General features: G+C 68.0%; 24 protein-coding genes and 1 tRNA gene. 9 read left to right on the top strand and 16 right to left on the bottom strand.

The genetic code is table 11. The features are described from left to right. Window positions 1-62 precede the first annotated feature (62 nt). Both LPH33_RS01950 and LPH33_RS01945 read left to right on the top strand, forming a co-directional pair. On the top strand, window positions 63-335 hold the full coding sequence (locus LPH33_RS01950; protein ID WP_060653839.1) for a hypothetical protein: 273 nt from the start codon (window positions 63-65) through the stop codon (window positions 333-335). Between the two features lie 191 nt (window positions 336-526). Further along, window positions 527-1,201, top strand: coding sequence for a Crp/Fnr family transcriptional regulator (locus LPH33_RS01945; protein ID WP_006552426.1), 675 nt, complete (start codon window positions 527-529; stop codon window positions 1,199-1,201). 79 nt (window positions 1,202-1,280) lie between these two features. On the opposite strand, the gene LPH33_RS01940 is transcribed toward LPH33_RS01945, so the two are convergent. From LPH33_RS01940 to LPH33_RS01930, 3 genes are read right to left on the bottom strand one after another with little or no spacing between them, the layout of a single operon-like run. Further along, window positions 1,281-2,069: an MBL fold metallo-hydrolase gene (locus tag LPH33_RS01940; RefSeq protein WP_088898797.1), complete on the bottom strand. Its 789-nt coding sequence runs from the start codon at window positions 2,067-2,069 to the stop codon at window positions 1,281-1,283. Between the two features lie 58 nt (window positions 2,070-2,127). After that, the gene (locus LPH33_RS01935) at window positions 2,128-2,592 is read right to left on the bottom strand and encodes a RidA family protein (RefSeq protein ID WP_160876050.1); all 465 of its coding nucleotides are present in this window, start codon (window positions 2,590-2,592) and stop codon (window positions 2,128-2,130) included. A gap of 3 nt (window positions 2,593-2,595) precedes the next feature. Continuing rightward, window positions 2,596-2,760, bottom strand: coding sequence for a DUF4177 domain-containing protein (locus LPH33_RS01930; protein WP_006552429.1), 165 nt, complete (start codon window positions 2,758-2,760; stop codon window positions 2,596-2,598). A 50-nt stretch (window positions 2,761-2,810) separates the two neighbouring features. Between LPH33_RS01930 and LPH33_RS01925 the strand changes: the two genes are divergently transcribed. Both LPH33_RS01925 and LPH33_RS01920 read left to right on the top strand, forming a co-directional pair. After that, on the top strand, window positions 2,811-3,827 hold the full coding sequence (locus LPH33_RS01925; RefSeq protein WP_420714492.1) for an ArsA family ATPase: 1,017 nt from the start codon (window positions 2,811-2,813) through the stop codon (window positions 3,825-3,827). Then, on the top strand, window positions 3,824-4,954 hold the full coding sequence (locus LPH33_RS01920) for an ArsA family ATPase (protein WP_016693224.1): 1,131 nt from the start codon (window positions 3,824-3,826) through the stop codon (window positions 4,952-4,954). The genes LPH33_RS01925 and LPH33_RS01920 overlap by 4 nt, the downstream gene beginning before the upstream one ends. A gap of 49 nt (window positions 4,955-5,003) precedes the next feature. Here LPH33_RS01920 and LPH33_RS01915 read toward each other — a convergent pair whose 3' ends face one another. Beyond that, entirely contained in the window at window positions 5,004-5,327 is a 324-nt protein-coding gene (locus tag LPH33_RS01915; protein WP_006552432.1) for a WhiB family transcriptional regulator, read from the bottom strand. A 293-nt stretch (window positions 5,328-5,620) separates the two neighbouring features. On the opposite strand from LPH33_RS01915, the gene LPH33_RS01910 reads away from it, so the two are divergent. Further along, entirely contained in the window at window positions 5,621-8,047 is a 2,427-nt protein-coding gene (locus tag LPH33_RS01910) for a penicillin-binding protein (RefSeq protein ID WP_026061357.1), read from the top strand. Between the two features lie 79 nt (window positions 8,048-8,126). Here the strand turns inward: LPH33_RS01910 and LPH33_RS01905 are convergent, their stop codons facing one another. Next, window positions 8,127-8,603 (bottom strand): GatB/YqeY domain-containing protein, encoded by a 477-nt coding sequence (locus tag LPH33_RS01905; RefSeq protein WP_016693221.1) that lies wholly within the window; start codon window positions 8,601-8,603, stop codon window positions 8,127-8,129. Between the two features lie 66 nt (window positions 8,604-8,669). On the opposite strand from LPH33_RS01905, the gene LPH33_RS26800 reads away from it, so the two are divergent. Further along, complete coding sequence (locus LPH33_RS26800; protein WP_059383099.1) at window positions 8,670-9,623, top strand: metallophosphoesterase; 954 nt, start codon at window positions 8,670-8,672, stop codon at window positions 9,621-9,623. A gap of 54 nt (window positions 9,624-9,677) precedes the next feature. Further along, window positions 9,678-9,751, top strand: a tRNA-Pro gene (locus tag LPH33_RS01895). A 64-nt stretch (window positions 9,752-9,815) separates the two neighbouring features. Here the strand turns inward: LPH33_RS01895 and LPH33_RS01890 are convergent. The 3 genes from LPH33_RS01890 to LPH33_RS01880 form a co-directional block, all read right to left on the bottom strand. Further along, on the bottom strand, window positions 9,816-11,309 hold the full coding sequence (locus LPH33_RS01890) for an amino acid permease (RefSeq protein ID WP_088898801.1): 1,494 nt from the start codon (window positions 11,307-11,309) through the stop codon (window positions 9,816-9,818). Window positions 11,310-11,590: 281 nt separating this feature from the next. Then, the gene (locus LPH33_RS01885) at window positions 11,591-13,339 is read right to left on the bottom strand and encodes a cholesterol oxidase substrate-binding domain-containing protein (protein WP_229566874.1); all 1,749 of its coding nucleotides are present in this window, start codon (window positions 13,337-13,339) and stop codon (window positions 11,591-11,593) included. Window positions 13,340-13,415: 76 nt separating this feature from the next. Continuing rightward, entirely contained in the window at window positions 13,416-14,249 is an 834-nt protein-coding gene (locus LPH33_RS01880) for a metal-dependent hydrolase (RefSeq protein ID WP_088898844.1), read from the bottom strand. Window positions 14,250-14,408: 159 nt separating this feature from the next. On the opposite strand from LPH33_RS01880, the gene LPH33_RS01875 reads away from it, so the two are divergent. Further along, a complete protein-coding gene (locus LPH33_RS01875; RefSeq protein WP_160876060.1) occupies window positions 14,409-14,552 on the top strand; it encodes a hypothetical protein in 144 nt (47 codons plus the stop codon). A gap of 27 nt (window positions 14,553-14,579) precedes the next feature. Here LPH33_RS01875 and LPH33_RS01870 read toward each other — a convergent pair whose 3' ends face one another. From LPH33_RS01870 to LPH33_RS01855, 4 genes are all read right to left on the bottom strand, one after another. Then, window positions 14,580-16,040 carry a catalase gene (locus LPH33_RS01870; RefSeq protein ID WP_229566872.1) on the bottom strand — a complete coding sequence of 487 codons (1,461 nt, stop codon included), beginning with the start codon at window positions 16,038-16,040 and terminating at the stop codon, window positions 14,580-14,582. A 95-nt stretch (window positions 16,041-16,135) separates the two neighbouring features. Beyond that, window positions 16,136-17,137 (bottom strand): IS481-like element ISRae1 family transposase, encoded by a 1,002-nt coding sequence (locus LPH33_RS01865; RefSeq protein WP_229566871.1) that lies wholly within the window; start codon window positions 17,135-17,137, stop codon window positions 16,136-16,138. 115 nt (window positions 17,138-17,252) lie between these two features. Next, window positions 17,253-17,687: a Fur family transcriptional regulator gene (locus tag LPH33_RS01860; RefSeq protein WP_024102806.1), complete on the bottom strand. Its 435-nt coding sequence runs from the start codon at window positions 17,685-17,687 to the stop codon at window positions 17,253-17,255. Between the two features lie 87 nt (window positions 17,688-17,774). Further along, window positions 17,775-18,626, bottom strand: a complete 852-nt coding sequence (locus LPH33_RS01855) for an SDR family NAD(P)-dependent oxidoreductase (protein ID WP_229566869.1) — start codon at window positions 18,624-18,626, stop codon at window positions 17,775-17,777. A gap of 186 nt (window positions 18,627-18,812) precedes the next feature. Between LPH33_RS01855 and LPH33_RS01850 the strand changes: the two genes are divergently transcribed. After that, window positions 18,813-19,685, top strand: coding sequence for a helix-turn-helix transcriptional regulator (locus LPH33_RS01850; RefSeq protein WP_229566868.1), 873 nt, complete (start codon window positions 18,813-18,815; stop codon window positions 19,683-19,685). Between the two features lies 1 nt (window position 19,686). Here LPH33_RS01850 and LPH33_RS01845 read toward each other — a convergent pair whose 3' ends face one another. Genes LPH33_RS01845 through LPH33_RS01830 form a run of 4 tightly spaced genes read right to left on the bottom strand, consistent with a single transcriptional unit; the run spans window position 19,687 to window position 24,101 of the window. Further along, complete coding sequence (locus LPH33_RS01845) at window positions 19,687-20,319, bottom strand: acetoacetate decarboxylase family protein (protein ID WP_229568238.1); 633 nt, start codon at window positions 20,317-20,319, stop codon at window positions 19,687-19,689. Further along, entirely contained in the window at window positions 20,312-22,024 is a 1,713-nt protein-coding gene (locus tag LPH33_RS01840; protein ID WP_026061351.1) for an FAD-dependent oxidoreductase, read from the bottom strand. The genes LPH33_RS01845 and LPH33_RS01840 overlap by 8 nt, the downstream gene beginning before the upstream one ends. Then, window positions 22,021-23,526 (bottom strand): flavin-containing monooxygenase, encoded by a 1,506-nt coding sequence (locus LPH33_RS01835; RefSeq protein WP_088898807.1) that lies wholly within the window; start codon window positions 23,524-23,526, stop codon window positions 22,021-22,023. Before LPH33_RS01835 ends, LPH33_RS01840 begins: the two co-directional genes overlap by 4 nt. Continuing rightward, on the bottom strand, window positions 23,523-24,101 hold the full coding sequence (locus LPH33_RS01830) for a TetR/AcrR family transcriptional regulator (RefSeq protein WP_229566866.1): 579 nt from the start codon (window positions 24,099-24,101) through the stop codon (window positions 23,523-23,525). Before LPH33_RS01830 ends, LPH33_RS01835 begins: the two co-directional genes overlap by 4 nt. Window positions 24,102-24,242: the final 141 nt, after the last annotated feature.

The raw sequence follows: 24,242 nt of genomic DNA, 5'->3' as shown, positions 1-24,242 counted from the left end.
CACTCTCCCCAGGATCCGGCCCCGTGTCTCTTCCGAGACCTTCCGGGTGTTTACTTCCGGGTATGCAAGCTCTTGCTGTCGTCCTCTTCCCGGTGCTGCTCATGTTGTTCGCACTGTCCATGGAACGTGTCGAAGCGCGCTTGAGTCGGTTGTCCGTCCGCGAGCAGGAAGTGGAGGAGTTCCTCGACAAAGCGGACCAGGCCGATGTCGCGGCACTCGCTCGTGAAGGTTTCCCCGGGGCCCTGGCTCGCTTCCAGCGTCGCCGCCGCCGCGGACCGAGCGCCGACGGAGCGGACGATTCGGACGGCCATCTGCGCGCGCGCCGCGCCAGCTGAACGACTACCTGCCGGTAGCCTCGAAGTGCCGATGATCGGGTTCGTCGACCGTTTCCGTGGTATCGGTCACTCACTCGTGCAGCGCGCACGATAGACTGGGCGCTCGTACGCCTGACAGGTGACCTGCCCGGGAAGTCCGTCGACGTGCAGACCCGGCAGTAGATGACGAATCATTCCCAAAAGGAGCGCACGTGGACGAGGTCCTGGCCAGAGCAGGCATCTTCCAAGGAGTCGAGCCCTCGGCGGTTGCGGCGCTGATCAAAGAGCTTCAGCCTGTAGATTTCCCGCGCGGCCATGTCATCTTCAACGAGGGTGAGCCCGGCGATCGGCTGTACATCATCGTTTCCGGCAAGGTGAAGCTCGGACGTCGTTCGCCCGACGGCCGCGAGAACCTCCTGACGATCATGGGCCCGTCCGACATGTTCGGCGAGCTGTCGATCTTCGACCCGGGTCCGCGCACCTCCACCGCCACCACCGTCACCGAGGTGCGTGCCGTGAGCATGGACCGCGACGCACTCAAGGCGTGGATCGACCAGCGCCCCGAGATCGCCGAGCAGCTCCTCCGCGTGCTGGCCCGTCGTCTGCGTCGCACCAACAACAGCCTCGCCGACCTGATCTTCACCGACGTCCCCGGTCGTGTCGCCAAGGCGCTGCTGCAGCTCGCCCAGCGTTTCGGCACCCAGGAGGCCGGCGCCCTGCGTGTCACGCACGACCTGACGCAGGAAGAGATCGCGCAGCTCGTCGGCGCCTCCCGCGAGACCGTGAACAAGGCCCTGGCCGACTTCGCGCACCGTGGCTGGCTGCGTCTCGAGGGCAAGAGCGTGCTGATCTCCGACTCGGAGCGTCTGGCGCGTCGCGCTCGCTGACCCACAGATCGCCGAAAGGCCGGGACGCTCGCTGCGTCCCGGCCTTTCGTGTGTTCCGGCCCGTCCGGGCTGCCCTGGCTCAGCCGTGGCTGCGCAGGTATTCCAGCTGCACGTTGACCGACTTCTCCGCCGCACCCCACAGCGAGGGGTCGACGTCGGCGTAGACGTGCTCGACGACCTGCCGTGCGGAGGCGTCGGCGCCGAGGGTGCGCAGCGCACCGCGCACCTGCTCGAGCCGGCCCTCCCGGTGCGCGAGGTACTCCCGCGCGATCGTCTCCAGATCGGGCAGCTCGGGACCGTGCCCGGGCAGCACCGTGTAGCCACCGCCGAGACCGATGAGCGACCTCAGCGACCGCAGGTAGTCGCCGAGGTCACCGTCGGAGTCGTCGAGCACGGTCGTGCCGCGGCCGAGGATGGTGTCGGCGGTGAGCACACTGCGGTCCTGCTCGATCACGAACGACAGCGAATCGGCGGTGTGACCCGGGGTCGCGACGACCCGGATGCGCAGACCCGCCGCCTCGACGACGTCGCCGTCGGACAGCTGCTGCCCACCGCCATGGCGGTGTTCCGGCAGCACCGCGTGCACCGGGCATTCCGCGAGCTGCGAGAACCGCTCGGCACCCTCGGTGTGGTCGAAGTGGCGGTGACTGATGAGGGTCGCCGCCACCGGCACCTGCGCGATCCGCTCGAGATGCCCTTCGTCGAGGGGACCCGGATCGACCACGACGCACTCGTCGCTGCCGGGCGCCCGGAGGATCCAGGTGTTCGTTCCCTCGAGGGACATGATCGAGGGGTTCTCGGCCAGGATCACCGCGGCGTTCTCGGTGACCTGCCGTAGCTGCGCGTAGGCGGGGTGGACCAGCGCCATCAGTCGTGCCTCTCGTGTCGGATCCGTCGGGAGCCGCCCTCGGTCGGGGAGGGTGGCGTCAGCGTACTTCCACCATCAACTCGACCTCGACGGGAGCGCCGAGGGGCAGCTCCGCGACGCCGACGGCCGAACGGGCATGCGCGCCGACCTCACCGAAGATCTCCCCGAGCAGTTCCGACGCGCCGTTGATGACGCCGGGCTGCCCGGTGAAGCCCTCGGCGGACGCCACGAAGCCGACGACCTTCACGACGCTCGCGATGTTGTCGAGTCCGACGAGAGCATCGACGGCGGCGAGCGCGTTGAGCGCGGCGGTGCGAGCCGCGGTCTTCGCCTCCTCCGCCGACACCGCGGCGCCCACCTTGCCGGTGTGCGTCAGCTTCCCGTCGACCAGCGGCAGCTGACCGGAGGTGTAGACGACGTCGCCGTTGCGGACGGCGGGCACGTACGCCGCCACCGGGGCGGCGACCGGCGGCAGGGTGATGCCGAGTTCGGTCAGGCGTTCGCTCCAGGTGTTGTGCGACACGGGTCAGCCCTTCGGACGCTTGAGGTAGGCGACGTGCTGCTCACCGGTGGGGCCGGGCAGGACGGTGACGAGCTCCCAGCCGTCGGCACCCCACTGGTCGAGGATCTGCTTGGTCGCGTGCGTGAGCAGCGGCACGGTTGCGTATTCCCATGTGGTGGTTTCACTCATGTCCTGACCCTATCCGGCACCGTTCACCGTCCACGACTTATAGGCTCGTGATCGTGGCATCTCCGACATCACATTCCGGCGAATGGCCGGCAGGCGCCGCCGAGGCGCGATTGCACTTCGTGTCCGGCAAGGGTGGCACCGGGAAGTCCACCGTGGCCGCAGCGCTCGCGCTGGCGCTCGCCGCCGGAGGTCGCAAGGTCCTGCTCGTCGAGACCGAGGGACGTCAGGGCATCGCGCAGCTGTTCGACGTGCCGCCGCTCCCGCCGGTCGAGACGAAGATCGCGACCGCGCCGGGTGGCGGTGAGGTGTCGGCTCTCGCGATCGACATCGAGGCGGCCTTCCTCGAATACCTCGACATGTTCTACAACCTCGGATTCGCAGGTCGCGCGATGCGGCGGATGGGCGCGATCGAGTTCGTGACCACGCTCGCGCCGGGTCTGCGCGACGTGATCCTCACCGGCAAGATCAAGGAGACCGTGGTGCGGACCGACGCGACGGGCACCCCTGTCTACGACGCGGTCGTCGTCGATTCCCCGCCCACCGGCCGCATCGGCAGCTTCCTCGATGTCACCAAGGCCATGGCCGACCTCGCGAAGTCCGGTCCGATCCGGTCGCAGAGCGAGGGCGTGGTCCGGCTGCTGCACTCCGATCAGACCGTCGTCCACCTGGTGACCCTGCTCGAGGCACTGCCCGTGCAGGAGACGGCCGACGCGGTGGAGGAACTCGAGGCCGCCGATCTCCGGATGGGCACGGTGATCGTCAACCGCACCGCCCCCGAACACCTGCCCGAGGAACTCGTCGACGACGTCGCCGCCGGCCGCATCGCCGGGCCCGCGATCCGGACGACCCTGGAGAAGGTGTCCGTCAAGCTCTCCGACGACGATTTCGCCGGCCTGCTGACCGAGACCATCGAGCACGCCGCGGTACTCCAGGCGCAACAGGTGAGCGCCGCTCAACTCGACGAAGTGAAGGTGGCACGCATGTCCCTACCGGCCCTCGCCGACGGTGTCGATCTCGGTGGCCTCTACGAACTCGCCGACGCCCTCGCCGAGCAGGGTGTCCGATGAGCGCACCGATCCGGAAGGTCCTCGACGTCGCCCGCATCCTGGACGACCGCTCGTCCCGGGTGATCGTGTGCTGCGGGTCGGGCGGTGTCGGCAAGACGACCACCGCCGCGGCGCTCGCGTTGCGCGCGGCCGAGCGGGGCCGCAGCGTCGTGGTGCTCACGATCGACCCTGCGCGGCGACTGGCACAGGCCCTCGGGGTCGCCTCGCTCGACAATTCACCGCAGAAGGTGGAGCTCGGGCCGGAGGCGAAGGGCGAGCTGCACGCGATGATGCTCAACATGCGTCGCACCTTCGACGACATGGTGCTCGAGCACTCGACGCCGGAGAAGGCGCAGCAGATCCTCGACAACCCCTTCTATCAGACCGTGGCGTCGTCGTTCTCCGGCACGCAGGAGTACATGGCGATGGAGAAGCTCGGTCAGCTCGCGCAGAGCGACGAGTGGGATCTCATCATCGTCGACACCCCGCCGTCCCGGAACGCACTCGACTTCCTCGACGCTCCCCAGCGGCTCGGGGCGTTCCTCGACGGCCGGATGATCCGGATCTTCACGGCACCCGGACGTGGCTTCGGCCGCCTGGTGACGGGCGCGATGGGGCTCGCGCTCAAGGCGGTCTCGACGATCGTCGGGAGCCAGATGCTGTCGGACGCGTCGGCCTTCGTGCAGTCGCTGGACTCGATGTTCGGGGGTTTCCGCGAGCGCGCCAACCGCACCTACCGGTTGCTGCAGCAGCCGGGAACCCACTTCATGGTGGTCGCGGCACCCGAACCCGATGCCCTGCGCGAGGCGTCGTTCTTCGTCGAGCGACTCTCGGGCGATCGCATGCCGCTGTCGGGCCTGGTGCTCAACCGCACCCATCCGACACTGTCGGCGCTGCCGTCCGATCACGCCCTCACCGCAGCGGATCAGCTCGCCGAGGAGGAAGGCGTGGACGCGAAGGCCGCTGAGGCCGTTCTCCGCATCCACGCGCACCGGGCGGTGATCGCCAAGCGGGAGCTGCGGTTGCTACGCAACTTCACCGCGGCGAACCCTGCCGTCCCCGTGGTCGGGGTGCCCTCGCTGCCCTTCGAGGTCTCGGATCTCGAGGCGCTGCGGGCGGTGGGCGAGCAATTGACCCGCGAGGCGTGATGTCTCGCGGGTCATGATCTCGGCGGTTCGTGTACCGGTGAGGTGGTGACTAGACCGCGCTCTGGTGCTGTCGCTGCGCCTGGAAGAAATCGGCCCAGGACTCGACCTCGGGATGCTGCTTGAGGAGAGCACGACGCTGCCGCTCCGTCATGCCTCCCCACACGCCGAACTCGACACGGTTGTCGAGGGCGTCCGCCCCGCACTCGAGCATCACCGGGCAGTGCCGGCAGATCACCGCAGCCTTGCGCTGCGCTGCGCCACGCACGAACAGTTCATCGGGATCGACTTCGCGGCAGCGAGCCTTGGAGACCCAAGCGATGCGCGCTTCGGCCTGGTCGACGTCGAGTCGGGTCGTCGGGGTGGTCATGTGCATTCAGTTGCCCCTTTACTTTCCGAACGCCGGTTCGCGGTGTTCGAGGTCTGCGCCGTCCGTGTGCCGCGACGGCGCGAAACCTGCCCGTCAAGGTGTTATCTGCGTCACACTGATGTCTCAATCTAGGTAAACTGATGCCCACGCGCAAGGCGAACGAAACCTTTTCTGGTACGTACGTACAAAGTTGCACGTCGGAGGCGTTTTCACAGCGCCCGTCGTGCCACGCCCGCTCCCTGGAAACCGCCGGCCGGTCCCCCGCCACGTAGTGTGTAGGCGTGTCGATCCGAAGAACGGTGGCGAAGCTCGCTGGTTGCACGGCCCTCGGCGGCGTTCTCGTAGCAGGGATGCTCTTCCCGGCCGCGGGTGGATTCGGGTACGTCTCGAACCGCGCCGCGGACACCGTCGACAACAGTTCCGCAGAGCTCGTCGAAGGTGTCGTCCCAGCCGTGACGACCATGGTCGACAAGGCGGGTGAGCCGATCGCGTGGCTCTACGACCAGCGTCGCTTCGAGGTGCCCAGCGACCAGATCTCGAACGAGATGAAACTGGCGATCGTCTCGATCGAGGACAAGCGGTTCCCCGAGCACCAGGGCGTCGACTGGCAGGGCACCATCCGCGCGTTCCTCACCAACACCACGAGCGGTCAGGTCGAGCAGGGCGCCTCCACGATCGACCAGCAGTACGTCAAGAACTACCTGCTGCACGTGATCGCGAAGACCGACGCCGAACGCCGCGCGGCGATCGAGACGACGCCGGCCCGCAAGATCCGTGAGATCCGCATGGCGCTGACCCTCGACGATCAGCTCACCAAGGACGAGATCCTCACCCGCTATCTGAACCTCGTCCCCTTCGGCAACGGTTCGTTCGGCATCCAGGACGCCGCCCAGACCTACTTCGGCATCGACGCGAAGGACCTGAACATCCCGCAGGCCGCGATGCTCGCGGGCATGGTGCAGTCCAGCTCGGCGCTGAACCCGTACACCAATCCCGACGGCGTACTCACCCGTCGCAACATCGTGCTCGACACGATGATCGACAACATCCCCGAGCGCGCCGACGAGATCCGCGCCGCGAAGGAACTGCCGCTCGGCGTGCTGCCCGAGCCCAACACGCTCCCCCGCGGCTGCATCGCCGCCGACGACCGCGGCTACTTCTGCGAGTACGCGCTGCAGTACCTCGAGAACTCCGGACTGTCGCGCGAGCAGATCGACCGGGGCGGATATCTCATCCGCACGACCCTCGACCCCGAGGTCCAGAACTCCGTCAAGGAATCGCTCGACCGGTTCACCAGCCCCACCGTCGACGACGTGGCCTCGGTGATGAACGTGATCGAGCCGGGCCAGGATTCGCACAAGGTCCTCGCCATGGGGTCGAGCCGCAAGTTCGGCCTCGACGCCGAGGCCAAGGAGACGGTCCAGCCGCAGCCCTACTCGCTGGCCGGTCACGGCGCCGGGTCGATCTTCAAGATATTCACCGTCGCCGCCGCCATGGAACAGGGCCTGGGCACCTCGGCCGTGCTCGACGTCCCGTCCCGCTACAACGCCCGCGGTCTGGGCGACGGCGGCGCCCGCGGCTGCCCGGCCAACTACTACTGCGTCGAGAACGCCGCACCGTATCCGTCGCGACTGTCGGTGACCGACGCGCTGGCACAGTCGCCGAACACGGCGTTCGTCAAGCTCATCGAGGCCACCGGCGTCGACGCGGCCGTCGACATGTCGGTGCGCCTGGGTCTGCGTTCGTACCTGCAGCCGCGCACCTCCGGCTTCGGCGACCAGTCGATGGCCGAGATGCAGAAGGACCAGCACCTCGGCTCGTACACGCTCGGCCCGACGTGGATCAACGCGCTCGAACTGTCGAACGTCGCGGCGACCCTCGCCTCGCACGGCAAGTGGTGCCCGCCCAGCCCGATCGAGGAGGTCTTCGACCGCGAGGGCAAGCCCGTACCGATCACGCAGCAGGCCTGCGAGCAGGTGGTCGAGCCCGGCCTCGCCGACACCCTCGCCACGGCGATGAGCAAGGACACCGCCGCCGGCGGTACCGCCTCGGGTGCCGCGGGATCGGTGGGCTGGAACCTGCCGGTCGCGGCGAAGACCGGTACGACGGAATCGCACATGTCGTCGGCCTTCCTCGGCTTCACCAACCGGTTCGCCGGTGTGGTCTACACCTACGGCGACTCCCCCACCCCCGGCCAGATCTGCTCGGGTCCGGTCCGCCCCTGCTACGACGGCAACCTCTTCGGCGGTACCGAACCGGCGCGGACATGGTTCTCGGCGATGCTGCCGGTGGCGAACAAGTTCGGCTCCATCGAACTGCCCGCCCCCGATCCCCGGTACGTCCGCGGCGCGGGCAACGCCCAGGTTCCGGACGTGACGGGCCTGTCGAAGGACCGCGCGGTCCAGCGACTGCAGGACGCCGGATTCTCGGTCTCGGAGGCGACGATCGCCGGTGAGGAACGCGCCGGAACGGTGACGGGTACGTCCCCGAGCGGCTCGGCCGTCCCGGGATCGACGGTCACACTGTTCATCAGCGACGGATCGGTCCGCGTGGCTCCCACCACAAGCGCCACCCCGGCCCGCCCGCGCGACCGCGAGGTGCCCGACACGACCCGCCGATCGACGCCCGCGCCCATCCCGGGACGTGAGCTCGAGCAGAGCGAGTCGAGTCCGCCGGCGGAGGAGGACTCCACTCCCACGACGACACCGAGCCGCCCCGACAACTGAGCCGCAGGGCTTCCACGGCCGTGCAGTTCTCGTCGCCCCGTCCTCGTGACGGTCGACCAGAACTGCGCGGCCGTTTCGGTTACAGGCGTGAACGCACGGCCGCGGACAGGCGCTTGCCGTCGGCCTTCCCTGCCGCGATCTCGGTGGCGGCCTTCATCACCTGGCCCATGTTCTTCGGACCCGGACGCGCGCCGATCTCCTCCGCGACGCGCGCGAGGGCGGTGTCGACGACATCGACGAGCTCGGCATCGGTCAGCGGGGTGGGCAGATACTCGTCGATGATGCGCGCTTCGGCGTGCTCCTTGGCCGCGAGCTCACCGCGGCCGTTCTCGGTGTAGACCTCGGCGGCCTCGCCACGCTTCTTCGACTCCTTCGCGAGGACCTTGAGCACCTCGTCGTCGGACAGCTCACGCGCCTCCTTGCCGGACACCGCCTCGTTCCGGACCGCCGCGAGCAGCATCCGGAGGGTCTCGGTCCGCAGTTTGTCCTTGTCCTTCATCGCTGCGGTCAGGTCCGTCCGCAGCCTGGATTCGAGGGAGGATGTGGTGTCGCTCATGCCGGAAACGCTACGCGGGGCAGGCGAACCACGTGCGAGGACCACGCACGGCGGTACGCTGGAGAAGTGCCTGACCTGTCTGCAATTCGCCGCGTAACCCTCGGTGCTGCCGGCGCCGCCGCTCTCGGCCTCGGTTACGCCACGTTGATCGAACGGAACGCGTTCACCCTTCGCGAGGTCACGGTGCCGGTGCTCGCGCCCGGCGCGTCGACACTGCGGGTCCTGCACATCAGCGACCTGCACATGACTCCCAACCAGAAGCTGAAACAGAACTGGTTGCGCGAGCTCGACGGCCTCGAGCCCGATCTCGTCGTGAACACGGGCGACAACCTGTCGCACCCGAAGGCCGTTCCGGCCGTCGTCCAGGCGCTCGGCGGACTCCTCGCCCGCCCGGGTCTGTTCGTCTTCGGGAGCAACGACTACTTCGCTCCCGTGCTGAAGAACCCGCTCGCCTACTTCGACAAGGACCACGACCGCGTCTACGGTCCTCCGCTCCCGTGGGGCGACCTGCGTGCGGCGTTCACCGAACGTGGCTGGCAGGACATGACGCACGTGCGCCGTGACATCGAGGTCGGCGGCGTACGCATCGCCGTCGGTGGTGTCGACGACCCGCATCTCGACCGCGACCGGTACGAGACGATCGCCGGTGCGGCCGATCCCTCGGCCGATCTGCGACTGGGCATGACGCACTCCCCCGAGCCTCGGGTGCTCGATCGCTTCGCCGAGGACGGCTACGACCTCGTCCTCGCCGGCCACACCCACGGCGGCCAGCTGTGCCTGCCGTTCTACGGCGCGCTGGTGACCAACTGCGGGATCGACCGGTCGCGGGTGAAGGGCGCGTCGCGCTGGGGTGCCCACATGCGACTGCACGTCTCCGCGGGCATCGGCACGTCGCCGTTCGCTCCCGCTCGGTTCTTCTGCCGTCCGGAGGCCACTCTGCTGACCCTCGTTCCGGCCTCGCGCGACACCGCGCAGCAGGCCAGCGGCGATGCGGCAGAGCGCGCCGGGTTACGTCGCTGACCAGCCGATTTAATCTTCTGCGGCCTCGTGTTGTAAGCTGACCGAGGTTCAATACGGGGTGTGGCGCAGCTTGGTAGCGCGCTTCGTTCGGGACGAAGAGGTCGTGGGTTCGAATCCCGCCACCCCGACTCGTGGAAGAACTCGTCAGGGCACTTTCTCCTCGCGGAGAAAGTGCCCTGATTGCTTTCCCGACTACGTTTCCGGGCCGGCCCGAACCCGGGATGGGGTCGCGAGGACGGAGTGGTTCCGGCTGTAGGCGAAGTAGATGATCAGGCCGAGGAGCATCCATGCCACGAACCGCAACCATGTCTCGACGGACAGATTCACCATGAGCCACACACAGGCGATCACCGCAAGGATGGGCACCAGAGGTACCAGCGGCACCCGGAACCCGCGTTCGAGGTCCGGTCGCGTGCGCCGCAACACGATCACGCCGATCGACACGAGTACGAACGCGAAGAGTGTGCCGATGTTGACCATCTCCTCGAGAGTGCCGAGCGGCACGAGCCCCGCGAGTACTGCGACGATCACCGCCACGAGCACCGTCGTGCGTACCGGAGTTCCATGGCTGCCCGTGTGGGAGAGCCCGCGTGGCATGAGTCCGTCCCGTGCCATCGCGAACAGCACCCTCGTCTGACCCAGCATCAGCACCATCACGACCGTGGTCAGACCCGCGAGGGCGCCGATCGAGATCAGGTTCTTGGCCCAGTCCATCCCGTTGAGTGCGAAGGCCGTCGCCAGTGTCGACTCGTCCCCTTCGAGCTCGGTGTAGTCGACCATGCCGGTGAGGACGAGGCTGACGGCCACGTACAGCACCGTCACGATCGCGAGCGAGCCGAGGATGCCGATCGGCACCGCCTTCTGCGGGTTGCGCGTTTCCTCGGCCGTGGTGGCGACGACGTCGAATCCGATGAACGCGAAGAACACCAGGCTGGCTGCGGCCAACAACCCGTACCAGCCGAAGGTGCTGCCGCCTGCCCCGGTCGCGAACGAGAACAACGACTGGTGCAACCCCTCACCTGTGTCGCCGGCTTCCGAGGGCGGGACGAACGGCGAATAGTTCTCGGTCTCGATGTAGAAGGCGCCGAGAACCACCACGAACACCACCACTGCGATCTTGATCGACGTGATGACCAGTGAGACCCGGGACGAGAGTTTGGTTCCCGTGGCGAGCAGCACGCCGATCACCGCGACGATCAGGATCGCACCCCAGTCGATCTTCACCGGTCCGATCATGACGCTCGACGACACGGCCACGACCTCGTGGAGGTAGAGCGACCACCCCTTCGCCACCACCGCTGCGGCGAGGGCGAACTCGAGGATGAGATCCCATCCGATGATCCACGCGACGAACTCTCCGAAGGTCGCGAACGAGTAGGTGTAGGCACTGCCGGCGACAGGCACGGTCGAGGCGAACTCGGCGTAGCAGAGGGCTGCGAGCGCGCACGCGATCGCAGCGAACACGAAGGCCAGGGACACCGACGGACCGGCGACGTTACCCGCGGTGCGGGCGGTGAGCGTGAAGATGCCGGCGCCGATGACGACTGCGACGCCGAACACGATGAGATCCCAGGCGGTCAGATCCTTGCGCAGTTTCGAATCCGGTTCGTCCGTGTCACGGATGGACTGCTCCACCGACTTGGCACGCAGGAGTCCGGTCCTCGGGGTCCTACCGATCCGAGTCATCGCGATCCTCTCCCCGGAGGGGAACCCCATCGCTTCGGGCACGACCCGAGGTTGCGAGCTGTTCTGCCGCAGGGCGTAAGAGCAGAATAGGCCGCCATCCGCTCCTGGAACGGTGCTTCTGCGCAGGGAAAAGAGGACGCCGTGCCGGCGCAGAAGCCGGCGAGCTCATCATGGCCGCCAGCCCCGCCGACATCGCCCTGTCGTACTGAGCGTGGGCCTACGCCTATCAGACCGCCGGCTACATGCGGGCCTTCTCGCACACGGGGTGCTGAGACGGGACGTCAGGGCAGCAGGCGGTCGAGGAACCGGTTGCTGAACACCCGATGCGGGTCGTACTGCTCGAAGGCTGCGAGCGCGGCGTCCCAACCCTGGCCGGACGGCAACCCGGTGCGGTACATGGCCGGCACCGTCTCCCCGAGGAAACCGGGGTCGCGGTAGCCGCCCTGGTCGTCGAACGCCCAGCCCTTCGACCACTCGGAACGGAAGGTCGCGTAGTCGCCCGAGTAGTGGGCGGCCATCCACTGCTCCATCTCGCGGAAGAAGGCCGGCATCCCTGCCGTTCCGGGGATGGAGACCACGTTCATCCAGATCGCGGTGTCCCAGTCGGGGCGGTCGGGGCGGGGACGCACCGGCGACAGGTCCGGCACACCGGCAGCGTCGACGAGCACCTCGTCGGCGTCGTCGACCTTGCACAGACGCACCTCGAACGGCATGTTCACGGGGTACTGGCCGAGCGAGGCGTAGTGCGTCATCCGCTCGTGCAGCCACGTCGTGAACTCGTTGATGACGCGGGCGATGTTGTCGCGTCTCGTCACGACGACACCGCCGCCGGCGACCACGCGCAGGGTCGCGGCGCGCAGGTAGAACAGCAGGTCCTTGGACCAGCCCCACAGATCGTTCGTGCCGGTCGCTGCGAGTCCCGCTGCCACCGCTCCGAACTGCGACGCACCGAAGGCCGGTGTGACGCCCTGGGCGCCGCGCACGACCTGCCCCAGCAGGTCGGTGAGCTCCTCGGGCAGGCTGTCCGAGAAATAGTAGTTGTACGGGCCCTGCACCTCACGGGAGGCGGCGGGCTTCTCCGGGGAGACCGACCAGATCTTGAGCCAGGGTGTCTCGGTGAAGGGGAACCAGATCGCCTCGACCCGCCCGTGTTCCTCGACGTAGCGTTCGAAGGTGCGCCCCGGCGAGCCGGGCGGTGCGAACAGTTCGCGCCACGGGATGTCGGTGAAGCTCTGGCAGCGCACCCGGTAGTTCGCTCCGGCCTGCAACGTCACGGAGGTGACGAAGGTGCGTCCGAGGTGAGCGAGCACGGGTCCGATCTCCGGGTCGGCGCGGCGGAACTCGCGGAGTTCGTAGGCACCGGCCGACGGGTTCCACACCACGGCGGTCAGAGCCAGGACGAGATTGGACAGCGAGCCGAACGACTGGCCGGGGACCACCGTCTCCCCCGCTGCCGGGTAGGTGGCGCCGTGGGCACCGATCGACAGTGCCCCCGCGATGGAGATGTCCCCGATGGCCGGCGAGTTGGCCCACCCCAGTCCGTTCGCTTCGAGCGCGGTGAGGATCGCTTCGATGCTCGCGCCACCGCCGGCCGTCACGCGCGCAGGTGCGGCGCCCGCGTCGACGACGACCTGGTTGAGCTGCGACATGGTGTCGACCAGCACGACGTTCTCGATGTCCTGCCCGGCCTCGAGGGTGAGCGGACTCCAGCTGTGCATCGATCCGCGGGGACGGATCCGGAAGCCGTGGGCGTGTGCCCAGTTCGCGAGACGGACGACGTCGTCGGCGGTGCGCGCGGTCGCGGTCCACACCGCGTCGAACCGGATGGTCTTTGCCCAGTTGACGAACTGTTGCTGCGAGAGCGGGATGTCGGCCGGGAAGTCCGGCGGCGCCGGGATCGTGGCAGCCGGGTCGCCGAGCGGTACCGCACCCGCGAGCGTCCATCCCGTGCCTGCAAGGACGGCCGCTCCGGCGGCTGCTCCGAGAAGACCGCGACGACTGAGGGTGGGACCAGAGGCTCGAGCGCTCACGAGGGCGGGTTCCGTTCTGTTCTGCGGGCACGGACTCCGCAAAAATAGAACAAGTTCTCTTTATTCTCCAGTACCGCTACCGGTGTGCGGTGCCCTCGCTCCAGAACGACAGGCCCGACGCCTCCAACGTGCCGAGGATGTGTTCGGGCGCGCCGTCGACCGACCAGACGGCCATCGCGACCGCCGCAACGGTGAGAGCCGGACCGAGGATGCCGAGCTCGAACGGCCCACCCGCACGGATGGACAACGCCGACGGCAGCTTGATCTCCCACCAGCGCGACCCGCGCCAGGGCACGAACGGCGCGAGGAAGGGGATGCCCTCCTTGGTGATGGCGTCGCCGAGGCAGTGTGTCGCGCATCCGAGGGCCACCGCGACCCCCAGGCCCGTCGACGCGACCTCCTGCGGGAACCACGTCCACGACAGGATCGACAGCACTGCCGCGCTCAGGGTGACGACCACCCACCCGCGCTTCTTCGCCCACGATCCGAACAACCCACGCAACGCGAGACCGAGAGTGACGAACAGGACCCCGATGATCGCTTCCCTGCCGAAGCTCGCGACGAGCGCCGAGACTCCGGCTCCGAGCAGTGCCGCGAACAGCGCGGTGTGCGTCATGGTGCGGTGCCCGCCGCGCCGCTTCCGGTCGCGGCTGCCCTTGGTGAGCGAGTAGTAGCCGAGCGAGACCGCGTCGATGCCCTTGGCGAAGGTCTGGCTCACGGGCCCGAACGACCTCGCGACCGTCGACTGTGCCGTGTCGAGATCCGGAAGCAGGGCCGCCCCCGAACACACCGCCGCGAAGGCGAAGGTCTCCGCGGTGGACGCGGGTGCACCCCAGTCGGGAGGAAGCAGATCTGCGACGACGAGCCCCACCAGCGCCCCGGATACTGCATGGGTAGGACCCATCACCATGTCGGACAACACCTTTCGACGAACGAGCGCGAACCCGGCCCCGCGTGACGACGCCGGCCCGGATCTCCAACCTAACAACCACAGCCGACACAGCTGTCACACGCGTGTTCGAACAGCCGATATGTTCGCAGACGCCGGCAGGGCCGCCCACCGTAAGAGGTGGACGACCCTGCCGTCTGTGCCGGACTCCTCGTGTGCGAGGAAGATGGAGTTGTTGCCGTCGGATGGAGGGAGAGCGACATGGACACCACGCTGATCGTGCTGGCGCTGGCAGCCCTGATCTACTGGTGGGGACTGCTCTGATCCCGCCGCATCTCCCCCGGTGACGGGTCAGGCTCCGGCGCGCACGCCCGCCTCGACCCGCTTGCCGAGCTCCTCGTCGACGTTGCGCCAGTACTCGAAGATCCGCTCGTAGAGCGCCTCCGAGGTACCGCCGAGGACGTGTCCGACGATGTTGTTCACGAGGCGTTCGCGTGCCGCGTCGTCCATCACGTCGCGGACGAGGGTGCCCGCCTGACCGAAGTCGTCGTCCTCGGGGTGCTGCACGTATCCCGCACGCACGGCCTCGGTTCCGAAGTTCCACAGACCTTCGTCGCCGGCCCGCTCGGGATCGGCATGCGGACCACCGAAGCTGTTCGGCGCGTAGACCGGGGTCTGCGGATCGTTGAAGGTGTAGGCCATGTTGCCCTCCTTGCTGTAGGAGTCGACACGGGCGGCCTTCGCGGAGTTCACCGGCAGCTGTGCGTGGTTGACACCGATGCGGTAGCGGTGGGCGTCGGCGTAGGAGAACACGCGGCCGAGCAGCATCTTGTCGGGCGAGAATCCGATGCCCGGCACGACGTTCGACGGGGCGAACGCGGCCTGCTCGATCTCCGCGAAGAAGTTGCGCGGGTTGCGGTTCAAGGTCATGGTGCCGACCTTGATCAGGGGGTAGTCCTTCTGCGACCACACCTTGGTCAGGTCGAACGGGTTGAACCGGTAGTTCTCCGCCTCCGCGACCGGCATGATCTGCACGTGGAGCGTCCAGCTCGGGAACTCGCCGCGCTCGATCGCCGTGTAGAGGTCGGCGCGGTGGTAGTCGGGATCCGAGCCGGCGAGGCGGTCGGCCTCGTCCTGGGTGAGGAACTCGATGCCCTGGTCGGTCTTGAAGTGGTACTTCACCCAGAAGCGCTCACCGTCGGCGTTGCTCCACTGGTAGGTGTGCGAACCGAAGCCGTCCATGTGGCGCCACGTGCGCGGCAGGCCACGGTCACCCATCAGCCAGGTGACCTGGTGTGCGGTCTCGGGGCGCAGGGTCCAGAAGTCCCACTGCATCGTGTGGTCGCGCAGGCCGGAGCCGGGCAGACGCTTCTGCGAGTGGATGAAGTCGGGGAACTTGATCGGGTCCTTGATGAAGAAGATCGGCGTGTTGTTGCCGACCAGGTCGTAGTTCCCGTCCTCGGTGTAGAACTTCAGAGCGAAACCGCGCGGGTCGCGCCAGGTGTCGGGGCTGCCCTGTTCACCGGCGACCGTCGAGAAGCGTGCCAGCATCTCGGTTTTCGCGCCCGGCTGGAACAGCTTGGCCTTCGTGTAGGCGGAGACGTCCTCGGTGACGACGAGCTCACCGAACGCGCCGGCGCCCTTGGCGTGCACGACGCGCTCGGGCACCCGCTCGCGGTTGAAGTGCGCGAGCTTCTCGACCAGGTAGTGGTCGTGGAGCAGGATCGGGCCCTGGGTGCCGGCGGTCAGCGACTCGTTGTCGCTGGCGACGGGGATACCGACGTTGTTCGTGGTGTAACGGGCATTCGTCATGGTGACCTCCGAATACGGGTGTTCCGGGTCTCGGGACACGAAGCCGGTGGTTCGGCCCCGCGGAGGGGCCGGACCACCGGTGAAGCGAGTGGGCGCTAGTTGTATGAGGCCATGACGTTGGTGACACCGGTCCGGAGTTTGCTCGCGGGCGGCCGATTACCGACGGCAGTATGCGGACGATGATAGTTGTAGTGCACATTCCACACCTGTAGCGCCTGGGCGCGTTGCCGTTCGCTGACCCAGACGCGGGCGTAGAGGAACTCCTCGGCCAGAATCCGGTTGTAGCGCTCGACCTTCCCGTTGTGACGAGGGGTGTACGGGGTGATCCGTTGATGCCGGCCACCGTGGAGCACTTTCGCGAAGTCCTTCGCCCGGTAGCAGGACCCGTTGTCGGTGACCACCCGGTGGATGTGCACGATGCCGTGGGCGGCGAAGAACACTCTCGCCCGGTGCATGAACCCAATTGCCGTGGCGGCTTTCTCGTCGGCCAGGGCCTCGGTGTAGGCGAGGCGGGAGAACCCGTCGACCGCCGAGTGCAGGTAGACGTAGCCGGCGCGGGCACCGGCGGTCTTGGCGCGCTCGACTTTCTTGGCCTGATCCGAGCCCTTGCCGTGGACCCGCCAGCCACCGCCGTCGGGGATTCGGCCGACTTTTTTGATGTCGACGTGCACCATGTGGCCGGGCCAGCGGGCGATGATCCGGCGTGGCTGGCGGTTGTTCTCGCCGTTCGGATCGAGGAACCTGCGCCGGTTCAAGCCGAGGTGAGCGAGGTGCCGGCTGACGGTGCGTACCGAGATGCTGATGCCGTCGGCGGCGAGCTCGTGTGCGATACGAGCCGCGGACCACTTGTGCTTCCGTCGCAGGGTCTCGATCCGCGCCACGGTCTTGGCCGGGGTCGCGGTGGGCTGGTGGTGCGGGACGCTGGGGCGGTCGAGCAGGCCGAGTTCACCGTGTTCGCGGTAGCGGGCCATCCATTTGCTGGCGCAGGCCCGGGAGATCCCCATCTCGGCGGCGACATGGGACAGCGGACGAGTCTGGCACCGCTCGACGAGACGGCGGCGACCTTCGACGGACAGCGGGGCGTTACGGTGGAGCACGGACGGGTTCTTTCGTTCGGCGGATGAGTTGGTGGTACTTCCCATCCTGCCGTCGGAAGGCCCGTCCGCCTTCGTCAGCCCCTGGTGGTGTCTACAACGTCATGACCCGCAACAGCTAGTCGGCGCGGCAATCGGGGCACAGGCCCCAGAAGGTGACCTCTGCTTCGTCGATGACGAAGCCGTGGTCGTCGGACGGCGTCAGGCAGGGTGCGGCCCCGACGACGCAGTCGATGTCGACGACCGTGCCGCATGCGCGGCACACGAGGTGGTGGTGGTTGTCGCCGATGCGGGTCTCGTACCGTGCGGGTGATCCGGCCGGTTCGATCCGGCGGAGCAACCCGTTCCCCACGCATGCCTTGAGTACGTCGTACACGGCCTGCGTCGACACCGAGCCGAGTTCGTCGCGCACGTGGGCGGCGATTCCGTCCGCATCGGAATGCGGATGCTCGGCAACGGTTCTCAGTACGGCAACGCGGGGAGCGGTCACCCGCAGACCCACGGAGCGCAGTTGCTCCTTGGGGTCGAAGTGATGCTCGTGTCCTTGTTGCATGACACCAAGTATGCCCCTTTTCTGGAATAAGTCAAGAAAAGGATCGGTGCGGTGCCCGTCACGCCCCACTTCGGGTCTCCGATCGGATCAGAGGTCGGTGTGGTCGGTGCCCGCCAGCGCCCGGGATGCGTCGATGTCCGCCTGCAGGGCCTTCACCCGCGCCTCGGCGAACGAGAGCGAGTCCGAACCGAGGAACTGGTGCAGCGGAGCGGTACCCGAGACGGCGACCTCGATGATCGCGGCCGCGACCTTCACGGGATCTCCGAGCTGGGTCCCGTGCATCGCCCGGTGCGCCTCGGTCGTCTCCCGCACGGCCGGATACTCACCGAGTGTCGAATCGGGAAGTGCGAGCGAGTCGTTCGTCAGGAAATCGGTCCGCACGTATCCCGGCTCGATCAGGTTCACCCCGATACCGAGATCGGCGACCTCCGCGGCGAGCGCTTCCGTCAGGGCCTCGAGCGCGAACTTTCCCGCGCTGTAGAGTCCCCAGCCCGGGAAGGTCGTGAGCCCCAGGATCGACGAGACGTTGACGATGTGCCCGCGACGGTTGCTCCTGAACGCCGGAAGCGCCGCCCGCAGCACGTTCAGCACCCCGAAGATCTGCACGTCGAACATCGCGTGGGCGTCGGCATCGGCGATCTCCTCGACGGCGGAGAGATATCCGTAGCCGGCGTTGTTGACGATGACATCGAGTCCGCCGAAGTGCTCCCGGGTCTGCGCGACGGCCGCGGCGACCTGCTCCTGATCGGTCAGGTCGACCCGGAGCGGAAGGAGCCGGCCGGTACCGATGTAGTCGAGGGCGGCGGTCAGACGCTCGACCGAGCGCGTCGTGGTCGCAACGTCGTCGCCGCGCCGGAGGAGCTGAGCGACGATCTCGAGACCGAGACCCCGCGAGGCACCGGTGACGAACCAAGTTGTGGTGGTGGTGGATTCGAGCATGATTCTTGTCCTTTCGAATCTCCGGGGCGGGGTCCGCCGCCGGGGTGATTCCAGAATCCCGCTCGAACATGCCCCGTGGGAGCACACCGTCGGCCCTGCCCGTCCTGGTCTCCGGCAGCCTCGGATCCGGCAACATAGGACTGGGAGGACCAGGCACGATCGCCTTCCGGGAGAGACAATGACCGGGTGGCCGCTCCCAGAAATCACGAACTGGCGGACTTCCTGCGCCGTGCCCGCGCCGCACGCGAACCCGACGACGCCGGGCTGCCGGAGGACGGGCGCGTACGGCGGGTGCCGGGACTGCGGCGCGAAGAAGTCGCCCTGCTCGCCGGGGTGTCCACCGACTACTACACCCGACTCGAGCAGGGCCGTCGGATCGTCCCGTCACGCCAGGTTCTCGACGCGCTCGCGCGGGCCCTGGGTCTGGACGATGCGGGTCGCACCCATCTCGACGACCTGATCGGCGCGTCGACCCGACCCGGCCGACGCAGCCGCGGCGCGGTCCAACGCGTGCGGCCCGGCCTGTACCAACTGCTCGACGGTCTCGACTCGCAGCCCGCGCTGGTCCTCGGCCATCGCACCGACGTGCTCGCCACCAACCGGATGGCGCGGGCGTTGTTCGCCGACTTCGACGCGATGCCACCACGGGAGCGCAACTACGCGCGTTGGATGCTGCTGAGCCCGGAGGCCCGGAACCTGTTCGCCGACTGGGAACAACAGGCCCGGACGGCGGTGGAGAGTCTGCGCCTCGACGTCGGCACGACCCCCGACGACCCGCTGGCGCAACAACTGGTCGGTGAGCTCTCGCTCGCGAGTCCCGAGTTCCGGCACTGGTGGTCCGAGCACCAGGTCCACCGGCGCACGCACGGATCGAAGCACCTGAACCATCCGGTGGTCGGCGAGCTCACCGTGGACTTCGAATCGCTCACCTTCCCCGACGACCCGAACCAGACGTTGTTCCTCTACTCCACCGCGCCCGATTCATCGTCCCGCGAGGCGATGAACCTGCTGGCGTCGTGGGTGCAGCCGGCACCGCGGCGCACCCACGACACCGGCTGACCTACATACGCGACACGACTCGCGACGCGCCCGTGGACATCCGTCCGGAGGTGATGACGATGCCGTGGTGGGCGCCGGGGCGAAGCCAGCGGCTCAGCGTCGGTCCCTCCGCCGCGACGGTCACCCGTGCGTAGCGGAACTTCCCCCGCAGCCGGGCGGTGGCGCGTTCGACGGCGCCGCCGGGGATCGGCTGGGCGAAGGTCAGTCCACCCGCGATCGGCAGTTCCGGCCCCTTCGGCGCGGCCGAGGTGGCCACGCTCCATCGGGCGCCGGTCGCGGAGAAGTCGCCGAGGACGTCCCCGTCGAACTTCGCGAGTACCTTCGGCAGCTTCCAGTGCTCACGACCACCGTGTACCGACGGTTCGGAGTCGACGGCGATGAACGGCACCGCCATCGCCGGAATCACGCCACGACGCAGCACCGGGCTGGCCAGCACCTCGCGGTACGGCCCGACCGGCGAGTCGAGGTAGTCGACCATCATTGCGAGGGTGATGGGCAGGGTCGCGCCGGTCGGCCCGTACTGGGCGGCGTCCGGGGTGCTGCGATGCCACCACAGGGTGGCCCGCACGGCGGCCGGCCAGGGCGGTGGCGGCGAGACCGGATAGTCGGTGCGTTCGTCCTCGCTCTCAGGCACTGTCCAGAGCACGGGCGCTCTCCTTCCGAACGGGAGTGATGGGGAGTCGCAGCGCCGCCGGGGCCTCGACGGGCACGACCGGTCGCACGGGCTGCACGGGTTGCACGGGTTCGTAGGCCGACCCGAGCGGAGGCCGGTTGTCCTTCTCCCCCTTGTTCGGCCACAGCGCCAGCGCACGTTCGGCCTGCGCGGTGATCGTGAGGGACGGGTTCACGCCGAGGTTGGCGCTCACCGCGGAGCCGTCGACGACGTGCAGACCCTCGTGCCCGTAGACACGCAGGTACGGGTCGACGGTGCCGGTACGCGGTGAATCGCCGATCGCACACCCACCGAGGAAGTGTGCGGTCATCGGAATGTTGAACAGGTCGGCGATCGAACCGCCGGCGTCGCCGTCGATCTTGTCGGCGACGCGGCGAACCGCCTCGTGGCCCACCGGGATCCACTCGGGCGGCGGGGTGCCCGGCCCCTGCTTGCTGGTCAGGCCCCGGCCGATCGGCGTGCGCCGGGTCGCGAGCTCGAGCGAGTTGTCGTCGGTCTGCATGACCAGAGCGATGACCGTGCGCTCGGACCAGTTCCGCACCGACAGCGAGCGGAGGAAGGCAGCGGGATTCTTCGCGGCGACACCGAAGAACTTCAGCAGTCGCGGCATCCGCGTGCCACCGTCGACGAGCAGTGCCTGGAGCAGACCGATCAGGTTGCTGCCCTTGCCGTACCGCACCGGTTCGATGTGGGTGTGGTCGTCCGGATGGAAGGACGACGTGATGGCCACGCCCTTCGTGTAGTCGACGACGCGGTCCTGCGCGGTCGCGGCGAGCACCGCCTCGGAGTTGGTGCGCACCACGGTGCCGAGGGCCGGAGACAGGTTCGGCAGGTCGCCGGTCTCGCGGCTCGCGAGCAGCAGGCGCGCCGTGCCGTAGGTACCGGCGGCGATCACCACCTGGTCGGCGGTGAAGACCTTGCGGCGCTTCCTGATGCCGTTCGTGCTGCGGGTGTGGACCTCGTATCCACCACCGGCGCGGGGCACCACACGGGTCACCGTCGTGAGGGCGTGGATGTGCGCGCCGGCCTTCTCGGCGAGGTAGAGGTAGTTCTTGACGAGCGTGTTCTTCGCTCCCACACGGCAACCCGTCATGCAGCTGCCGCACTCGGTGCAGCCGGTGCGGTCGGGGCCGGCACCGCCGAAGAACGGGTCGGGCACCGTCCTGCCGGGCTCGTCGAAGAACACGCCGACCGGGGTCGTCGTGTAGGTGTGACCGACACCCATCTCGTCGGCGACCTGACGCATCACCTCGTCCGCGGGCGTGGTGCTGGGATTGGGTCGGACGCCGAGCATCCGTGCCGCCTGGTCGTAGTACGGGGTCAGTTCCGCTTCCCAGTCGGTGATGTGACCCCACTGCGGGTCGCGGAAGAACGGCGTCGGCGGCTTGTACAGGGTGTTGGCGTAGTTCAGCGACCCGCCGCCCACCCCCGCTCCGGCCATGACGAGCACATTGGGCAGCAGGTGCATGCGCTGCACCCCGTAGCACCCCAGCTGCGGTGCCCACAGGTACTTGCGCAGCCGCCAGCTCGTCTCGGGCAGCTCGTCGTCCTCGAAGCGCCGTCCGGCCTCGAGAACACCTACCTTGTATCCCTTCTCGGTGGCGCGCAGCGCTGCGACGCTGCCGCCGAATCCGGATCCGATGACGAGGACGTCGTAATGGGTCATGCGCCTGCTCCTGCCGTCGCGCGGTGCTCGGTGTAGCTCTCCGGGTCGAACTGCTTGGTCCGCGCCCGGTACTGCCACGTGAAGGTCGGCCACATCACGGAGTTGCGGCCCTTCTCGTCGATGTACCAGCTGCTGCAACCGCCCTGGTTCCAGACCGTGTTGTTCAGCGCCGGGTCGAGATCGGCGGTGTAGCGGCGCACCGCGTCGTCACGCACCTCCACGGCCGAGATGCCGCGACGCTCCATCGTGCGCAGCGCGTCGGAGATGTAATCGGCCTGGGATTCGAGCATGTACACGATCGAGCTGTGGCCGAGATTGGTGTTGGGGCCGTACATGAGGAACAGATTGGGGAAGCCGGGCACGGTGATGCCGAGATAGGCCGAGGGGCTGCCGTCCCAGGCCTCGGCGAGGGTGCGGCCGTCGCCACTGCGGATGTGGTGCGCGACGGGCGGTTCCGTCGGCGTGAAGCCGGTGCCGAAGATGATGGTGTCGACCGGGTACTCGGTGCCCTTGTCGTCGACGACGCCGTTCTCGGTGACCGCGGCCAGACCGGAGGACACCACGTCCACCTTCGGCCGGGTGATGGCGGGGAACCAGTCGTTGGACAACAGGATCCGCTTGCAGGTGATCGCGAAATCGGGGGTCAGGCGCTTGCGCAGCTCGGGATCGCGCACGTTCTTGCGCAGCACCTGCCGTGCCCGGACCTCGAACAGCGGCAGGAGGTACTTGCGGGCGAAGGGCTTCGTCATGCCGACGACGTAGATTTCCTTCTGCCCGTACACGAATCCGCGCATGAGCTTCTGCGCCACGGGGAAGCGCCGGTAGAGCGTGCGGACCGACCGCGCGATGACGTGGTCGTGCTTGGGCATCACCCAGGAGGCGGTGCGCTGGAACAGCGTGAGGTGTTCGACGCGGTCGACGATCGCCGGCACGAACTGGATGGCCGAGGCGCCGGTGCCGATGACGGCGACACGCTCACCCGTGAGGTCGTGGTCGTGATCCCATTCGGCCGAGTGGAACTTCTTGCCGCGGAACAACTCCAGGCCGGGCACCTTCGGGTAGGTGGGTGTGGAGAGGGCACCGGTCGCGGCGACGAGCACGTCGGCCGTCAGGTCGCCGCGGGAGGTGGAGATCCGCCACACGGCACGTTCGGCGTCCCATTGGGCCTCGCGCAGTTCGCACCCGAACATCGTCCGGTCGGTCACGCCCTGCTCACGTGCGACGCGGCGGAGGTACGCGTAGATCTCCTCCTGGGTGCCGTGCGCTCGCGACCAGTCGGGTTCGGGCGCAAAGGAGAACGAGTACAGCGCACTCGGAACATCGCATGCGGCACCGGGATAGGTGTTCACACGCCAGGTTCCGCCGACGTCGTCACCGCGCTCGAGGACGAGGACGTCGGCATCGGGGTTCTCGCGCAACAGTGTTGCGGTCATGCCGATGCCGCCGAAGCCCGCGCCGACGACGAGCGTGTGCACGTGATCGGGAAGCAGTGCGAGACTCATTTCATCACCAGCGCCTTCCAGACCGGGAGCAGGCGCTCCCGGAATTCTCGATCGGATTCGGGGGTACGCATCAGGGCCGAGACGGCGAAGCCCCGGGCGATTTCGATGCTGAGGTCGATGTGGTCGGGCGAGACCCTGTCGCCCATGATCTCCAGGCAGCCCGTGCGGAGCGCGTCCGAGACCTTGCGTTCGAGCGGGATCATCGCCTCGTGCAGGGACGAATCGGTCCGCGCCGCGACCCACAGTTCGAGCGCTGCGGCGAAGAGCGGACCGGAGAAGGCGTCCATGAGCGCCTCGAAGCCGTGCTCCGGATCGGGCCGTTTCTCGAGGATCTCCTGCAGCCGCTTGTCGACGAGGTGCTCGACCGCCGCGACGACGAGGCTCTCCTTCGTCGGGAAGTGGTGGAGCTGGGCGCCTCGCGAGACTCCGGCACGTTTGGCGATGCCCTGCGTGCTGGTGCCCGAGTAGCCGTGCTCGACGAGCGAGTCGACCGCGGCGTCGAGCAGCTTGGCTCGCGTCGCGGCGGTGCGTTGCGCCTGGGTACGACCACCGTTCGACGCAGTGTCCCGGATCACGCTTCGCAGCGTAACGGGAAAACAACAAACAGTCCAGACTGCTTGTAAATATTTCTCGAGCGTCCCGGGTCCGGCCCGAAACGCAACGGAGCGGGTGGACCCGAAGAGGTCCACCCGCTCCGTCGAGCAGGTCCGGAGAGC

The organism is Rhodococcus sp. RDE2 (assembly GCF_020885655.1).
Taxonomy (GTDB): Bacteria; Actinomycetota; Actinomycetes; order Mycobacteriales; family Mycobacteriaceae; genus Rhodococcus; species Rhodococcus pyridinivorans.
The sequence above is the reverse complement of the archived record's forward strand: the minus strand, read 5'-3'. Positions and strand labels throughout refer to the sequence as shown.

Bases quoted from the DNA above. Each gene is read 5' to 3' on its own strand.
- LPH33_RS01950 (WP_060653839.1), top strand. From the start codon at position 63: ATGCAAGCTCTTGCTGTCGTCCTCTTCCCGGTGCTGCTCATGTTGTTC.
- LPH33_RS01940 (WP_088898797.1), bottom strand. From the start codon at position 2,069: ATGGCGCTGGTCCACCCCGCCTACGCGCAGCTACGGCAGGTCACCGAG.
- LPH33_RS01930 (WP_006552429.1), bottom strand. From the start codon at position 2,760: ATGAGTGAAACCACCACATGGGAATACGCAACCGTGCCGCTGCTCACG.
- LPH33_RS01920 (WP_016693224.1), top strand. From the start codon at position 3,824: ATGAGCGCACCGATCCGGAAGGTCCTCGACGTCGCCCGCATCCTGGAC.
- LPH33_RS01915 (WP_006552432.1), bottom strand. From the start codon at position 5,327: ATGCACATGACCACCCCGACGACCCGACTCGACGTCGACCAGGCCGAA.
- LPH33_RS01905 (WP_016693221.1), bottom strand. From the start codon at position 8,603: ATGAGCGACACCACATCCTCCCTCGAATCCAGGCTGCGGACGGACCTG.
- LPH33_RS01890 (WP_088898801.1), bottom strand. From the start codon at position 11,309: ATGACTCGGATCGGTAGGACCCCGAGGACCGGACTCCTGCGTGCCAAG.
- LPH33_RS01880 (WP_088898844.1), bottom strand. From the start codon at position 14,249: ATGGTGATGGGTCCTACCCATGCAGTATCCGGGGCGCTGGTGGGGCTC.
- LPH33_RS01870 (WP_229566872.1), bottom strand. From the start codon at position 16,040: ATGACGAATGCCCGTTACACCACGAACAACGTCGGTATCCCCGTCGCC.
- LPH33_RS01860 (WP_024102806.1), bottom strand. From the start codon at position 17,687: ATGCAACAAGGACACGAGCATCACTTCGACCCCAAGGAGCAACTGCGC.
- LPH33_RS01855 (WP_229566869.1), bottom strand. From the start codon at position 18,626: ATGCTCGAATCCACCACCACCACAACTTGGTTCGTCACCGGTGCCTCG.
- LPH33_RS01840 (WP_026061351.1), bottom strand. From the start codon at position 22,024: ATGACCCATTACGACGTCCTCGTCATCGGATCCGGATTCGGCGGCAGC.
- LPH33_RS01835 (WP_088898807.1), bottom strand. From the start codon at position 23,526: ATGAGTCTCGCACTGCTTCCCGATCACGTGCACACGCTCGTCGTCGGC.